This is a genomic window from Flaviaestuariibacter flavus, from assembly GCF_004337505.1.
Taxonomy (GTDB): domain Bacteria; phylum Bacteroidota; class Bacteroidia; order Chitinophagales; family Chitinophagaceae; genus Flavisolibacter; species Flavisolibacter flavus.
Genome location: NZ_SJZI01000042.1, coordinates 339,496 through 355,458 on the forward strand (window position 1 = coordinate 339,496; position 15,963 = coordinate 355,458).

Consider the following 15,963-nt stretch of genomic DNA (forward strand, 5'->3'; position numbering starts at 1 on the left):
TTCATCACGCACAACCTGCATCTATGCAATACAATGCTACACTCCCTTCATTTTTCCGCACAAGGGTAACCGCATTCCTGGTGCTCCTGCTGCTTGCGGGCCTATCGGCCGACGCGCAGCTGGTGGCCTTCCCGGGAGCCGAAGGCGCGGGCCGCTTCGCTACCGGCGGCCGCGGTACGGCGGCGACGCCGACCACGGTTTACGCCGTTACGACGCTCGCCGACGATGTGAGCAATCCCGCGGTTGGAAGCCTGCGGCATGCATTGGCACAGAATGTTAGCAGCCGCACCATCGTATTCCGCGTAAGCGGCACCATCCGCCTCGCCGGCCCCCTCTCCGTTAAACAGAATACCACGATCGCGGGGCAGACCGCGCCCGGCGCCGGCATCTGCATCGCCGACCACCCGGTGATCATCAGTGGCAATAACGTCATCATCCGTTACATGCGCTTCCGCCTTGGCGATAAAAACCAGGCGGCGGTGAACGGCAACGACGACGCGCTCGGCACCAATGGCAACGGCTATAAGAACCTCCTGATCGATCATTGCTCGGTGAGCTGGTCGAACGACGAGGCCCTGTCGGTATACAGCGGCGACAGCACCACGCTCCAGTGGAATATCGTATCGGAGCCCCTAAACCTGTCGTATCACAACGAAGGCTCGGGCGTGGAAAGCCACGGCTACGGCGGCATCATGGGCGGCCGCAAGGTGTCCATCCACCACAACCTCTTTGCGCATTGCTACAGCCGCACGCCGCGCTTCGACGGCACGCGCAACCTGGGCAACAGCGCCGCCGGACTCGAGAACGTCGAGTTCGTCAACAACGTGCTCTACAACTGGGGCATCAACAACGTTTACGGCGGCGAAGGCGGCAACTACAATATCATCGGCAACTACTACAAATACGGTCCTTCCACCAACAGCGGTGTGCGTTTCCGCGTGGCGAACCCGTACAAGCAAACCAGCAGCCCCGCGATCCCCTATGGTAAGTATTACCTGGCGGGCAACTACGTGGACGGCTCGGCCACCAACACCGCCAACAACTGGCGCGGCGTGACGATGGACGGCGGCAGCGCCGCCGATACGGCGCTGGCAAAGGCAACGACGCCCTTCAGCATCAGCACGCTCGCAGCGCAGGATGCAGCGGCGGCCTACAGCCTCGTGCTGCAGCAGGCCGGCGCTACCCTGCCTATCCGCGATTCGCTCGACCAGCGCATCGTAAACGATGTGATGAACCGCACCGGCCGCATCATCGACGTTCAGGGCGGCTACCCGCGCCTGACGCCCTTCGCCACTTCGCAGAGCGCCTGGCCGACGCTTGTTGGCGGCACTGCACCCGTGGATACGGACAACGACGGCATGCCCGACAGCTACGAGACGGCCAACAGCCTCAACCCTAACGACGCCGCCGACCGCGAGGGCATCGCTGCCAACGGTTACACCAACCTGGAGAACTACCTCAACGGCATCACCACGACGCCGCAGTTTTCGGTGAGCGGCAACCTCTCGGGCTTCTCGCAGACGATCAGCACACCCGCGGCCGCTTCTGCTTCCCGCGCTTACAGCCTCAGCGGCTCCAACCTCACTACCGACGTTACCGTGACAGCGCCCGCCAACTTCGAAGTGTCGGCCAACGGCACTACCTGGGCAGGCACGGCCACCATCCCGGTAAGCGGCGGCAACCTGAGCAGCAGCAGCGTATATGTGCGGATGAATGCCGCCAGCGCCGGCAGCTATTCGGGTGTCATCACCAACACTACTTCTTCCATCACGCAAACGATCCCCGTGAGCGGCATCGCCACCACGGCACCGGCCGGCGTAAACGCCACGGTGGCCAAGGACGGCACGGGTAACTACACCACCGTTCAGGCAGCCATTGACGCCGTTGCAACGGGTCGCACCACGCCCTGGGTGATCTATATCAAAGACGGCAAATACCGTGAGAAGATCGTCATCCCCTCCACCAAGCCTTTTATCCAGCTGGTAGGAGAGAGTGTGGCCAATACCATCATTTATTATGATGATCCGGCTACAACGCTTGGTACCTCGGGCTCGGCGAGCGTTACGATCAATGCTCCGGATTTTGCGGCGATGAACATCACCTTCGCCAATACTTATGGCGACGGATCGCAGGCCGTGGCCGTGCTGGTCAACAACGACCGCGCTGTATTCAAGAACTGCCGCTTCCTCGGCAACCAGGATACCTTTTACGGCAAGGGCAGCGGTACGCCGCGCGTTTACCTGAGCCAGTGCTATATCGATGGCAATATCGATTTCATCTTCGGATCGGCGATCGCTGTATTCGACAACTGCGTGATCTATCCCAAGGCCCGCACCGCCGCCGGCAACTCATTCATCACGGCTGCCAACACGCCCACGGGCCAGAACTATGGCCTCGTGTTCCGCAACAGCATCATCGCCAACAACACAGGTGCTACCACGTATTACCTGGGCCGCCCCTGGCAGAATACAACCACCGCATCGCCGGTCATCCTCAACAACCGAACGACCTTCCTCAACACCACGATGGGTTATACCATCAGCCCCGACGGCTGGACCACCTGGGATGCTACCACCAACACGGCAGGCATCGACTATGGTGAATTTGGCAGCAAAGACTTCCAGGGTGCGCCGGTGAACACATCGGGCCGCGTTGCCTGGGCCACCGCGCTTACCGCTGCGCAGGCAGCCAACTATACCAATGCCAACCTGTTCGGCAGCTGGGATCCCTGCGCCGTAGCAGCCAATATCTGCACCCTCCAGCAGTCGCCCATCGCCGTGTCGAACTTCCGCGGTACCAAGGGCAGCCTCAATGCTTCGGTTGACTGGAATATCAGCTGGAACATGATGGGCATCACCTATGACCTGTATCGCTCCACGTCGCGCAACAGCGGCTACAGCCTTCTGAGCTCGGTGACCAGCGTCAACGATACGGCTTACAACTTCAACTACACCGAGGCGCTTCCTACCTCGGGCACCGTATACTATTATTACCTTGTGGCTTCGCGCGCGGGTATGGCTTCACACACGACCGATACCATTTCGATCTCCAATCTCCAGACGATCGTAACGGCAGGTACGCTGAATGCCTTCACGCAAAATATCGGCACGCCTTCGCCGAGCCAGACCTTTACGGCTTCCGGTACCAACCTCACCGATGATGTTACTGTGACGCCCCCGGCTAACTACGAGGTGTCGACCGACGGCGCTAACTGGTTTACCAGCAGCAACCCGCTGGTGCTTACCCAGGCTGCAGGCTCCGTTGCCGCCACCCCGATCAGTGTGCGTCTCAACTCGCCTTCGATCGGCACCTGGGGCGGCAATATCGTGCTGAGCTCGGCCGGCGCCACGTCGGTGAACATGCCGGTGACCGGCAGCACGGCCATCATCGCGCCCGTAACAGAGCGCATCCTGCAGTGGTGGCCGATGACAGCCAACAACATCGACAGTGTCGGCGCCCGCGCTCCCGGTGTGGCCCCGAGCACCACGCGCTTCAACCGCATGACGGTTTCCAACGGTACGACCGTAGCCACCGTTCCGCCTTATTCGCCCCAGCGCGGCCAAGCACTGGCGCCGCTCACCGCCACCCTCGGCGAAGGCCTGTGGTCCAGTTCCGCCGGCGGCCCCGGTGGCTCGCTCAACCGCACGATCTACGAGCAGTTCGTGATCAAAGGCGCCAACCCGGCCGTTGACTCGCTGCAGATTGACTCGCTGATTCTGAGCGCGGCGTTCTATAACTCCACCAGCAGTACCCGCCTCGGTGTGGTCTGGTCGAAGACCGGCTTTTCTACCGCCGACTCGACCGACGTGAGCACCACGCCGGGTGGCTTTACCAACTTTATTGTGCTCAACCAGCAGAACACGGGTCCCACCGATGTGTACCGTCTTGCCTTCAACGGCAGCACGGGTGTTAGCATCAAGCGCGGCGACTCACTTACATTCCGCATCTATTTCAGTTGCAGCTCTTCGTCAACCGGCCGCTATGCGCTGCTGAAAGATGTAATGGTAAAGGGTGCCCGCATCGACGCCACGATCCCGCCGCCGACGATCACCGTGAACCCTGCCACGCTGCCGGCCTTCTCGCAGAACCTGGGTATTCCGTCGGCTTCGCAGTCATATACCGTTTCGAGTACCGACCTCGTCAGCCCCATTCTGGTTGTACCGCCGGCCAATTATGAAGTGTCGCTCAACGGCACCACCTGGAATAACAGCACCACGCCAATCATCCTCAACCCCGTTGGCGGTGTGGTTGCTTCAACTACCATCCAGGTGCGCCTCAACGCCAGCGCCACAGGCACCTACTCTGGTGTGATCAAGAACATGGTGGCCTCGGGCACCAACAAAGATGTGACCGTAACCGGTACTACCGCTGCGATCCCGACGATCGTTGCCGTGCCGGCCACGCTCGCTACCTTCTCGCAGACCCTGGGCTCGCCCTCTGCTACGCAGACCTATACGCTGAGCGCCTTCAACCTGGTGGGTAACCTCACGGTGACGCCTCCCGCCAACTACGAGGTTTCGGGCGATGGCGGAACTACCTGGTTCAACAGCAGCTCCCCGCTCCTGATCACACCGGTAGGCACCAGCGTTGCGCCCATCGTCATCACCGTTCGCCTTTTTGCTCCGGCTTCGGGCACCTATGGCGGCAACATCGTACATAGCTCCGGCACTGCCGCGCTGAACCTACCGGTGAATGGCATCACTTCCGGCACCCCGACGCTGATTCAGGCAGGCACGCTGGCTCCGTTTACACAAACGGTGGGCACGCCTTCCGCTGTTCAGACCTACACGCTTTCCGGAAGCGCGCTTTCGGCAAACGTGACCGTGGCACCGCCCGCAGGATACGAAGTATCTGCCGACGGCACCAACTGGTTCACCAGCAGCAGCCCGCTTGTACTCACGCCGGCAGCCGGAACCCTGGCCACTACCACGATCAGCATTCGCCTCAACGCCGGCGCGGCCGGTACCTTTGGCGGCGACGTGGTACATGCCAGCACCGGCGCCACCAGCGTACTCGTGCCGGTTACCGGTACGGTCGTGCCGGCTCCCGTGCTCAACGCAACGGCCAGCTTCACTCCTTTCACGCAGACCATCGGGGTAGCGCAGCCGGAGCAGACATACACCGTTTCGGGCAGCAACCTGGTTGGCGCCAACGTAACCATTACGCCTCCCGTCGGTTACGAGATCTCGCTGAACGGCACCACCTGGGTCACCAATACTACACCGATCCAGATCCCGGTGCCCGCCTCTGGCACGCTCGCTGCCACCACGATCCACGTACGCATGGCGGCCACTACTACCGGCACCTATGGCGGTAATATCCTCCATACCGGCACCGGCTTTGCGGCCGTGAATGTTCCGGTAACCGGCACCGCGATCCTGCCGCCCACCATCACGGTGTCGAGCGCTACGCTGTCGCAGTTCTCGCAAACGATCGGCGCGCCTTCCGGTGTGCAGTCGTACACGGTTTCGGGTCAGAACCTGACCGCCGACCTGACCATCACCGCACCCGCCGGCTACCAGCTGTCGCTCGACGGCATCACCTGGAGCAGCGCCCCGCTGACCCTGGCGCCCGCCGCTGGTGTTGTGGCTGCCACGACGGTTTCGGTTCGCCTGAACGCGACCGCCGCCGGTAACTACAATGGCCCGATCGTGAACGCAAGCACCGGCGCCGCAAGCCGCAACGTGAACATCACCGGTGTTGCCGTAGTGCCGCCGTCCTTCCTGGTATCGGTGCCGCAACTGCAGCCCTTCCGCCAGATCCTCGGCTCGCCCTCGAATCCGCAGAGCTACGTGCTCAACGGCGCCGGCCTGCTCGGCCCGATCAATATCACGCCTGCCGCCGGTTACCAGGTGTCGCTCGACTCCGGTAAGACCTGGTCTTTTGTTCCGGTTACCGTTACCCCCAACGCGGGCACGGTGAACCAGGCGGTGTGGGTGCGCCTCAATGCGGGCACTACCGGCACGCATGGCTATACCATCATTCACCAGAGCAACGGGGTTGCCAACCGCGCCTATGTGGATGTGATCGGCATCACCACTACCGAGGCTACGGGCGATTACAGTGTGTACCCGGTACCGGCCTTCAACAAGGTGTGGTTCAGCCACCCGGTGACGACGAAAGCAGCCACCATTACGATCTTCAGCATCGGCGGCGAGCGGCTCCGTACACTGCGCGCAGTGCCCGGCGCTGTAGAGACGCCGATCGACATCAATACGATGGCCCAGGGTGTCTACCTGGCCGTGTATGACAATGGCGAGGAGCGGGTAACGCGCCGGTTTGTTAAAGAGTAAATACTTCAGGATGCCGGGTAACACCGGCATCTTTATTTTGAAACCTTATGAAACAGATCTTTTCATTCGCCTTCCTGCTGCTGACGCTTGCCGCCGCAGGCCAGAAAAAGCAAAAGGGATGGACCGTCGCCGCCGATGGCAGCGGCGACTTCCGCACCGTTCAGGCCGCGCTCAACGCGGTGCCCGAAGGCAACAGCAAGCCGCTTACGATCCGCGTGAAGAAAGGCGAATACAAAGAGGTGATCATCGTGGACGCCACCAAGAACTTCGTCCGGCTTGCAGGCGACGATGCGGCGAACACCATCATCACGTTCAACAACCACGCCGGCACACGGCTGCCCAATGGTGATACGCTCAACACCTGGACCTGCGCCACGGCATTCGTTTACGGCAACGACTTCAGTGCCGAGAACATCACCTTCCGCAACGATGCCGGGTTCACCGCCGGCCAGGCTGTGGCCCTGCGCGTGGAAGGCAACCGCGCGGCCTTCCGCAACTGCCGGATGACCGGTTTCCAGGACGTGCTGTTCCTGAGCGGATCAGGCGTGAAGCATTACTTCCGCGACTGCTATATCGAGGGCACCACGGACTTTATCTTCGGCGCCGCCACGGCCGTGTTTCGCAATTGTCATATCCACAGCAAGAAGAACTCGCATGTCACCGCGGCTTCCACCAACAGCATCATCCCTTTTGGTTTCGTGTTCTTCGACTGTCGCCTTACCGCCGACAGCAATGTGAACAAGGTGTCGCTCGGGCGGCCCTGGTCGCCTACCGCATCGGTTACCTACCTGCGTTGCTGGATGGGAAGCCATATTGTTCCCGAAGGCTGGAACAACTGGAAAAACCCCGCCAACGAGGCGACGGCGCGTTATGCCGAATTTGAAAGCACCGGGCCGGGTGCCAACCCGGCTGCGCGGGTGAAGTGGGCACGCCAGCTCAGTGCGGATGAAGCAGCCCGATTTACCGTGAAGAATATCCTGGGTGACTGGAATCCGGAATGAATATCGAATATCGAATAATGAATAACGGGTAATGCGCCGGCGATGAAGAAACTGCTTGGATTGTCTTTTTCCGTATTACTACTGTCCGGCGCCGCGGCGCAGGGATTGTCAAAGACCTGGATTTCCGACCAGGGTGACGGCACCTACAAAAACCCGGTGCTGCATGCCGACTATTCGGACCCCGACGCCATACGGGTGGGCAACGATTATTACCTGACGGCCTCTTCTTTTGAAGATGCGCCGGGCCTGCCGATCCTGCACTCGAAAGACCTGGTGAACTGGGAGCTGGTGGGGCACGCGCTTCCCCGGCTGCAGCCCGATGCACACTTCTCGGTGCCGCGCCACGGCGGCGGCGTGTGGGCGCCTTCGCTCCGCTATCACGGGGGTGAATTCTATCTCTATTATCCCGACCCGGATTTCGGTATCTACCTCCTCAAAGCGAAAAAAGCAGAAGGTCCCTGGAGCGCACCCCTGCTGGTGGCGGCCGGCAAAGGGCTTATCGATCCCTGCCCGCTGTGGGACGACGACGGTAAGGCCTTCCTGGTTCATGCCTTTGCCGGCAGCCGTGCCGGCATTAAAAGTGTGCTTGCGGTCAGGAAGCTCAGCGCCGACGGCACCCGCACCCTCGATAATGGTGTGCTGGTGTACGATGGGCACCGGGATGATCCCACCATCGAAGGCCCGAAGCTGTATAAATACGGGGGGTGGTATTACATTTTCGCTCCGGCCGGCGGCGTGTCTACCGGCTGGCAGCTGGTGCTCCGGTCGAAAAGTATCTACGGGCCTTACGAGCGCAGGGTGGTGATGGACCAGGGCCCTACCCCGGTGAACGGCCCGCACCAGGGAGCCTGGGTGCGCACCGCGCAAGGGGAGGACTGGTTCCTGCACTTCCAGGACAAGGAAGCCTATGGTCGCGTGCTGCACCTGCAGCCGATGCGCTGGAAAGGGGGCTGGCCGGTGATCGGCGTAGATCCCGACGGCGATGGCAAGGGTCAGCCCGTGCTGCACTACCGCAAGCCCGAAACCCTCGCGGGCGGTACCCGGGCTACGCCCCCGGAAAGCGACGAGTTTAACAGCGCTACCCTTGGAGCGCAGTGGCAGTGGATGGCCAACCCTGCAGGCACCTTTGCCTTTCCCGACCCGTCGGGCGGGGTGCTCCGGCTCTTTTCCGCTTTTGCGGCCAGCGCCCGCAGCGTCTGGGATTATCCCAATGTGCTGCAGCAGAAATTCCCGGCGGAGACTTTTACCGCAACCACGAAGCTCACCCTGAACGCAAATCCGAAACTGTCGGAGCGTGCCGGGCTCGGAGTGCTTGGCCTCGCGAGCGCCGGCATCGCGATCCGCAATACCAGGAGCGGCTACGAGCTGGTCGGCTTCCAGGCACCCGACGCCGGTAAAGGCGGGGGCGAGCAGGAAACCGTGCTGGCCGCCACTGTTCCCGCCACCGTATATCTACGGGTGCGCGTCGGTGCCGGTGCCCGCTGCCGCTTCAGCTGGAGCACCGACGGGCAGTCGTTTACCGAATGGCCGGTGGATTTTACCGCGCAGCCCGGCCGCTGGAAAGGCGCCCGGCTGGGTATCTTCTGTACCCGCACCGGTACCACCAACGATTCCGGCAATGCCGCCTTCGACTGGTTTCGCCTGTCGTCTTACTAGCTTTGCAACAAACCTCAGAACCCCAGAACCTTAGAACCCCAGAACCCTTCTCCATGAAACCCATTCGAGCCGCCCTCTTATCCTTTGGCATGTCAGGGAAAGTATTTCACGCTCCTTTCCTGCACCTGCTCCCTGCATTTCAATTAGCGGGCGCCTGGGAGCGAAGCCGTAAGGAGATCGCGACGCGCTATCCCGGAGCCACCTCCTTCGACACGCTCGACCAGCTGCTTGCCGATGATTCCATTGAGCTGGTGGTGGTCAACACGCCCAACTATACGCACTACGAATACACGAAGCGCGCCCTCGAAGCAGGCAAGCACGTGGTGGTGGAAAAGCCTTTTGTCACCACCGTGGCGGAAGGGGAGGAGCTGTGCCGGATCGCCGGGGAGCGCGGCCTCCTGTTGTCGGTGTATCACAACCGGCGCTGGGATAGCGACCTGCTGAGCGTGAAGGAGGTGATCGGCTCCGGTGCGCTGGGCGAGATCGTTGAGGCTGCCCTTCATTTTGATCGTTTCAAAGCGGAACTCAGCCCGAAGCTGCACAAGGAAAAGCCCGGCCCGGGCGCGGGCGTGCTTTACGACCTGGGTTCCCACCTGATCGACTCCGCCCTGCATCTTTTCGGGACACCTTATTCCGTATTCGCCGATATCCGTTGCCTGCGCCCGGGTTCGGAGGTGGATGATTACTTCGAGTTGTTGCTGTATTACCCGCGGCTGCGCGTACGCCTGCATGCGAGCTACTTCGTGCGCGAGGCACCGCCGTCTTTCCAGCTCTACGGCACTGCCGGTAGCTTTCTGAAGCCCCGCGGCGATGTGCAGGAAGCGAGGTTGCAGGCCGGTGAAATTCCCGGCGAAGGCTGGGGTGCCGAGGATCCCGCGACCGCCGGCCTTTTGCACAGTGAGCACGACGACAGTGCAGGGCGTCGCACAGTGGCTGCGCCTCCCGGTGATTACCGTGCCTATTTCAATGGCGTTGCAGCTGCCATCCGCAACGGTGCCCCGGCGCCGGTAACATGCAGCGAAGGGCTGCAGGTGATCCGGGTTATCGAGACCGCTTTCCGGAGTGCTGCGGAAGGACGCGTGCTGCCTTTCTGAATGCCGGCGTTTTGCCATTAATCAATCCTCTTTCTAAGGGATTCCGACTAGCAGGGCGAGGGGCCCCGATGCTCCGCCCGAAGCGCGCCGCGATCGCCGGAAGTGCCGGAGAATGCTGCATTTGCCGCGAACGGGTTTACGGAAACGTTTTCGGTAACGATTGCGTAAAAAAAGGTCCTGTATCCGCTTGCGAAGAGTCAGGATTCGTTTAGACTTGTTGTGTGATCCCATCACCATTTAAGGGTCTGGGTCATATGTTGCAAGCAATCGTTTTACCGGCGGAATAGGTCCCTATACTGCCTTTTTATTCCTCAATCAGTTTATGAAAAATATATTCTTGATCGCCGGCCTGCTTTGCGCCACTTCCCTGCCCGCCCAGAAATGGCCGGTGCCGGTAGTGGTGAAAGATCCTGTGTTCCGGAAAGACACGCTTTCAATCCTCAGATTCGGCGCCCGCGCCGATGGGCAATTCCTGAACACAGGCGCCATCAATGGCGCCATCGACGCGTGCAGCAAAAAGGGTGGCGGTGTGGTGCTGGTGCCCGCGGGCTTCTGGCTCACGGGGCCGGTAGTTTTGAAAAGCGGCGTAAATCTCCACCTCGCAAAAGGCGCCCTGCTGCAGTTTACCGATGACTTCACCCAATACCCGCTCGTTGCGGGCAACTGGGAAGGCTTGCCGCAGATGCGCAACCAGTCGCCCCTCTCCGCCGAAAAGGCAACCAATATCGCCGTAACGGGATTTGGTATCATCGACGGCAATGGCGATGCCTGGCGCATGGTGAAGAAAGACAAACTCACTGAAACGCAATGGAAGCGGCTCGTTGCTTCGGGCGGCGTACTCAGCGATGATAAAAAGACCTGGTACCCCTCCGAAAAAAGCAAGACGGGGGCCTCCTTGAAAAACCCCGGTGTCATCGAATCCTCCAAAACACCGGAATACTACCAGTCCATCAAGGACTTTCTCCGTCCTAACCTGCTGGTGTTCACCTCCTGCAGGAATGTGCTGCTCCAGGGCGTTACCTTCCAGAACTCGCCGGCCTGGAACCTCCACCCGCTGATGTGCGAAAACCTGGTGGTGCGCGGTGTGTATGCCAAGAATCCCTGGTATGCGCAGAACGGCGACGGCATCGACGTGGAAAGCTGCAAAAACGTGCTCATCGAGAACAGCACCTTCGACGTCGGCGACGACGGCATCTGCATCAAGTCGGGCCGCGACGAAGCCGGCCGCAAGCGCGGCATGCCCACGGAAAACCTGGTGGTCCGTAATAATACGGTCTACCATGCCCACGGCGGCTTCGTGATCGGCTCCGAGATGAGCGGCGGCGCCCGTAACATCTGGGTCGACAACAATACCTTCATCGGTACCGACATCGGCCTGCGTTTCAAAACCACCCGCGGCCGCGGCGGCATCGTGGAGCATATCTTCGTGCGCAACACCACTATGAAGGACATTGCCGGGGAGGCTATCCTCTTCGACATGTATTATGCAGCCGTTGATCCGGTGCCGCTTGCCGGTGAAAAGCGCGAGCCGCCCAAAGTGGAGTTGCTCCCCGTAACCGAGGCCACACCGCAGTTCCGCAACATCCGCATCTCGGGCGTGGTGTGCAACGGCGCCGAGAAAGCCATCTTCGTGCGCGGTCTTCCCGAAATGAATATCCGTGACATCGTGTTGGAAGACATGGTGATCGCCGCACAAAAGGGCCTTGATATGACCGAGGGCACCGGCATTACGATCCGCAACGTGCAGCTGGTGACGAAGGAAGTAAATCCCGTGCTCAACATCCATAACAGCCGGAACGTGACGCTGGAAAAGATCCGTTACGGGAAGGCCGATCTCCTGCTCAACGTCTCCGGTGAAAAGAGCACGGGCATCACGGTGCGCAGCACCGACAAAGCTGCCGCCACCCAAGACATTGAACTTTCCTACGGTGCCCGCCCCGGCGCGGTCACCTGGAACTAATAGCGATTGCAATTCCGGCGGCAGCGCCGGCAACCCAAAAAGAGCATTAAGCATGATCAGAAAGGGAACGATAGCATTGTTGCTGCTTTGCGGAGGTGTTGCGAAGGCGCAGCCTGCTGCCAAGGCCGAAGGTCTTGCCACCACGGCCATGAAGCTGTGGCCTGATTCCTTTGTCCTTGCCGGCGACAAGACAGCCAAATGGCGCTACGACCAGGGCGTGGTGCTCCAAGGCATCGAGGGCCTCTGGAAGCGTACCGGCGATGGCAAATGGTTCAAGTACCTGCAGCAGAGCATGGACTTCTACCTGCAGCCCGACGGCATCATCCGCGGGTACAAGCCCGACGAATACAATATCGATCACCTCAATAACGGCAAGCTGCTGGTGTCGCTCTGGCAGGTTACCGGGCAGGAGAAATACAGGAAGGCGATCGAGCAGTTGCGCACGCAACTGCGCACGCATCCCCGCACTCCGGAGGGTTCCTTCTGGCACAAAGGTGTATATCCCAACCAGGTTTGGCTCGATGGCCTCTATATGGGACAGCCCTTTTACGCCGCGGTAGCACAGATGTATGGCGAGGATACGGCCTTCAACGACATTGCCCGCCAGTTTGCCCTCATTGAGCAGCATGCGCGCGACCCCAAAACCGGCCTGCTTTATCATGGCTGGGATGCAAGCCGCGAACAGCAGTGGGCCGATAAGAAGACCGGCCTTTCGCCCCATGTGTGGGGACGCGCACTCGGTTGGTACGGCATGGCGCTCGTGGACGTGCTGGAATTCTTCCCCGAAAATCATCCCGGTCGTGCCACCATCACCGGCATCCTCAACCGCTTTGCAGATGCGATCGTGAAAGTGCAGGATGATAAGACCGGCGTTTGGTACGATATTTCCAACATGCCGCGGGAGCCGAAGAATTACCTCGAAGCCTCGGCGTCATCGATGCTTGTATATACGCTCGCCAAAGGCGTGCGTCTTGGCTACCTTCCCGCACGTTATTCCGTAGCTGCGAAAAGAGGCTATGCCGGTATTGAAAAGCAATTCATCAAAGCGGAAAACGGCCAGGTGAACCTGCACGGCACCGTATCGGTATCGGGCCTCGGCGGCAAGCCTTACCGTGACGGCTCTTTTGCTTATTATATGAGTGAGCCGGTGGTCGTGAACGATCCGAAAGGCATGGGTGCCTTCATCAACGCAGCCAACGAAATGGCGCTGATGGAGCAGCCGCGCCCTGCTGCCGGGAAGACCGTTCTGCTGGACCGCTATTACAACAACGAATGGAAAAAAGGCGCCGCCGGACAGCAGGTGCGTTTTCACTATACCTGGGAAGACCGCGCCAACAGCGGCTTTTCGACGCTCGGTGAGCAGTTCCGAAACGTGGGCTTCCGGCTTGCTTCGCTGGATAAGGCACCCGACGCTGCCGCGCTGAAAGACGCCAGCGTATACGTGATCGTGGATCCGGATACCGAGAAGGAAACCGAGCACCCGGCCTTTATGAATGAGACCGATGCTACGGCTATTGCCGAATGGGTAAAAGCGGGCGGCACCCTGGTGCTGCTGGCCAATGACGCCGGCAACTGCGAGCTTACGCGCTTTAATGCCCTGTCCTCCAAGTTCGGCATCCGTTTCAACGAAGACCATATGAATATGGTGCAGGGCAACCAGTTTGAGCAAGGGCTCGTGAGCGTGGGTAAAGGCAACCCGGTTTTCCCGGATGCACGCCGCCTCTACATCAAGGAGCTGGCCACGCTCGGCCTGGAGGCACCTGCACAACCGGTGCTGACCAAGGAAGGTAAAGTGGTGATGGCTGTTGCCAACTACGGCAAGGGCCGCGTGCTGGCCCTGGGCGATCCCTGGCTGTACAACGAATACGTGGATGGCCGCAAGCTGCCGCCCACCTTTGATAATTTTACCGCTGCCCGCGACCTGGCGCAGTGGCTGGCAAAAGGAGTGAAAAAATGAGTACCCGCGGCAGACATATCCTGCTGGCGGGTTTCCTGCTTTCTGCCGCGCTGCTCCGCGCGCAGGACCCGGTTGCCGATAACATGCTGTTGTACCAGCGCTCCGTGGGCGGCTGGCCCAAGCATATCGGCGAGGTGAAGATCGATTACAACAAGCCGGTGAGCGAGACCGAGCGCGCCGGGCTGGTTGACGACAAAGGGCGCAACGATGCGACCATCGACAACCGAGCAACCACGAAAGAGATCCGCTACCTGGTGGACGCCTATCACAAATCGGGCAACGCGGCCTACCTGCGCGCCGCCGAGGATGGCGTTCGTTACCTGCTGGCGATGCAGTATGCCAATGGCGGCTTCCCGCAGTTCTGGCCCGATACCAGCGGCTACCGCAAGCAGATCACCTACAACGACGACGCAATGGTGAATGCGCTGGAAGTGCTGTGGGATGTGGCGCATAAGGCGAACGGCTTTGATGTGCTGAACGCCCGCCTGGCAAAGCCCGCGCAGAAAGCGATCGACCTCGGTGTTTCCTGCATCCTGAAAACGCAGATTCGCGTCAATGGCAAGCTCACTGCCTGGTGCGCCCAGCATGATAAAAATAATTTCGCCCCGGTGAAGGCGCGTGCCTTTGAGCTGGTGTCGCTCTCCGGAGCAGAAAGCGTGCACATCGTTGAATTCCTGATGAAGATCGACCGGCCATCAGCGGAAGTGCGCGCCGCCATCGAAGGCGCCGTGGAGTGGCTCCGCCGCAGTCGTATTGATGGTTACACCTACGCCGATGTGCCTGCGGCCAATACGCCCAAGGGATACGATCGCCTGCTCCGTCCCGACAGTAGTTCTACGATCTGGGCCCGCTTTTACGATATCGAAACGAACCGCCCTTTCTTCAGCGGCCGCGACGGCATAAAGAGATGGAGCGTCGATCAGATCGAGTACGAGCGCCGCACAGGCTATGGCTGGTATGGAATATGGCCCGGGAAGCTACTGGCAAAAGAATACCCGGAATGGAAAGCAAAGCAAGGCGGCCCTACAGCAGCGAAAGGCCGCGTGGTTACGGTGAACGCCACCGGCAAGGCTGATTTCCGCTCCATCCAGGAAGCCATCAACAGCCTTCCCGATACAGCGGATGCGCCACGCATTATCCGGATCGCCAAAGGTGTTTACAAGGAAAAGCTTTTCTTAAGCAAGCACCAGGTGGCCTTGATTGGCGAAGACCGCGATGCGACGGTGATCACCTTCGATATCGCCCGCGACGAATGGCGCTGCGACCATGCCGACGACTGGGGCGTGGCCACGCTCAACCTGAACGGCAACGACATCACACTGGCCAATCTCACCATTGCCAACGACTACGGCTTCAACCAGAAAGAGCCGCGCGAGGTGGCCTGCGTTGCCGATACAGTAACGCATAAAAGAACGATCACCAAAGACGGTCACCAGATGGCGCTGCGCAGCATGCGCACCACGCGCCTGAAAGCCGTCAACTGCCGCTTCCGTGCCTGGGCCGGCGATACCGTGAGCCCCTGGAACCTGGAGGATGGCATGTTCTACTTCAAGGACTGCCTCATGGAAGGCGGCGTGGACTTCTATTGCCCGCGCGGCTGGGCCTGGGCCGAGGGATGCACGTTCTTCGCCAACACCGGTATGGCGGCCATCTGGCACGACGGCTCGGGCAAGGCCGACTTCAAAACGGTGCTGAAGAACTGCCGCTTCGATGGCTACGATGGCTTCAAGCTTGGACGGTACCACAAGGATGCCCAGTTCTTTCTTATCGGCTGCCGCTTTTCTTCGAAGATGGCCGATACCGATATCTACCAGGTTAAGACCAGCAACGTGCTGCAGTGGGGGCGCCGCGTGTACTACAGCGACTGCCACCGCGAAGGGCGCGACTATGCCTGGTTTCGTGATAATCTTCCTGAAGGCGTCCGGGTCGGCGATATCACGCCCGCCGCGCTTTTCGGTAACAAATGGCAACCACAACTAAACCAGATAAAAACTAATTAACG

The 15,963-nt window shown here is 60.2% G+C and carries 7 protein-coding genes; all 7 read left to right on the forward strand.

Annotation, left to right across the window (positions count from 1 at the left end; genetic code table 11):
* Positions 1 to 23 precede the first annotated feature (23 nt).
* The 7 genes from EPD60_RS09460 to pelA all read left to right on the forward strand — a co-directional run bounded on the left by EPD60_RS09460 (position 24) and on the right by pelA (position 15,961).
* Positions 24 to 6,293, forward strand: coding sequence for a pectinesterase family protein (locus EPD60_RS09460; protein ID WP_131449139.1), 6,270 nt, complete (start codon positions 24 to 26; stop codon positions 6,291 to 6,293).
* A gap of 47 nt (positions 6,294 to 6,340) precedes the next feature.
* Positions 6,341 to 7,294: a pectinesterase family protein gene (locus EPD60_RS09465; RefSeq protein WP_131449141.1), complete on the forward strand. Its 954-nt coding sequence runs from the start codon at positions 6,341 to 6,343 to the stop codon at positions 7,292 to 7,294.
* 42 nt (positions 7,295 to 7,336) lie between these two features.
* Positions 7,337 to 8,950 (forward strand): glycoside hydrolase family 43 protein, encoded by a 1,614-nt coding sequence (locus EPD60_RS09470; RefSeq protein WP_131449143.1) that lies wholly within the window; start codon positions 7,337 to 7,339, stop codon positions 8,948 to 8,950.
* Positions 8,951 to 9,003: 53 nt separating this feature from the next.
* Positions 9,004 to 10,044 (forward strand): Gfo/Idh/MocA family oxidoreductase, encoded by a 1,041-nt coding sequence (locus tag EPD60_RS09475; protein WP_131449145.1) that lies wholly within the window; start codon positions 9,004 to 9,006, stop codon positions 10,042 to 10,044.
* A 322-nt stretch (positions 10,045 to 10,366) separates the two neighbouring features.
* Positions 10,367 to 12,004 (forward strand): glycoside hydrolase family 28 protein, encoded by a 1,638-nt coding sequence (locus EPD60_RS09480; RefSeq protein ID WP_131449147.1) that lies wholly within the window; start codon positions 10,367 to 10,369, stop codon positions 12,002 to 12,004.
* 52 nt (positions 12,005 to 12,056) lie between these two features.
* A complete protein-coding gene (locus tag EPD60_RS09485) occupies positions 12,057 to 13,961 on the forward strand; it encodes a glycoside hydrolase family 88 protein (protein WP_131449149.1) in 1,905 nt (634 codons plus the stop codon).
* On the forward strand, positions 13,958 to 15,961 hold the full coding sequence (pelA, locus tag EPD60_RS16965) for a pectate lyase (protein ID WP_165871492.1): 2,004 nt from the start codon (positions 13,958 to 13,960) through the stop codon (positions 15,959 to 15,961). Before EPD60_RS09485 ends, pelA begins: the two co-directional genes overlap by 4 nt.
* The last annotated feature ends 2 nt before the right edge of the window (positions 15,962 to 15,963 follow it).

Bases quoted from the DNA above. Each gene is read 5' to 3' on its own strand.
- EPD60_RS09460 (WP_131449139.1), top strand. From the start codon at position 24: ATGCAATACAATGCTACACTCCCTTCATTTTTCCGCACAAGGGTAACC.
- EPD60_RS09465 (WP_131449141.1), top strand. From the start codon at position 6,341: ATGAAACAGATCTTTTCATTCGCCTTCCTGCTGCTGACGCTTGCCGCC.
- EPD60_RS09470 (WP_131449143.1), top strand. From the start codon at position 7,337: ATGAAGAAACTGCTTGGATTGTCTTTTTCCGTATTACTACTGTCCGGC.
- EPD60_RS09475 (WP_131449145.1), top strand. From the start codon at position 9,004: ATGAAACCCATTCGAGCCGCCCTCTTATCCTTTGGCATGTCAGGGAAA.
- EPD60_RS09480 (WP_131449147.1), top strand. From the start codon at position 10,367: ATGAAAAATATATTCTTGATCGCCGGCCTGCTTTGCGCCACTTCCCTG.
- EPD60_RS09485 (WP_131449149.1), top strand. From the start codon at position 12,057: ATGATCAGAAAGGGAACGATAGCATTGTTGCTGCTTTGCGGAGGTGTT.
- pelA (WP_165871492.1), top strand. From the start codon at position 13,958: ATGAGTACCCGCGGCAGACATATCCTGCTGGCGGGTTTCCTGCTTTCT.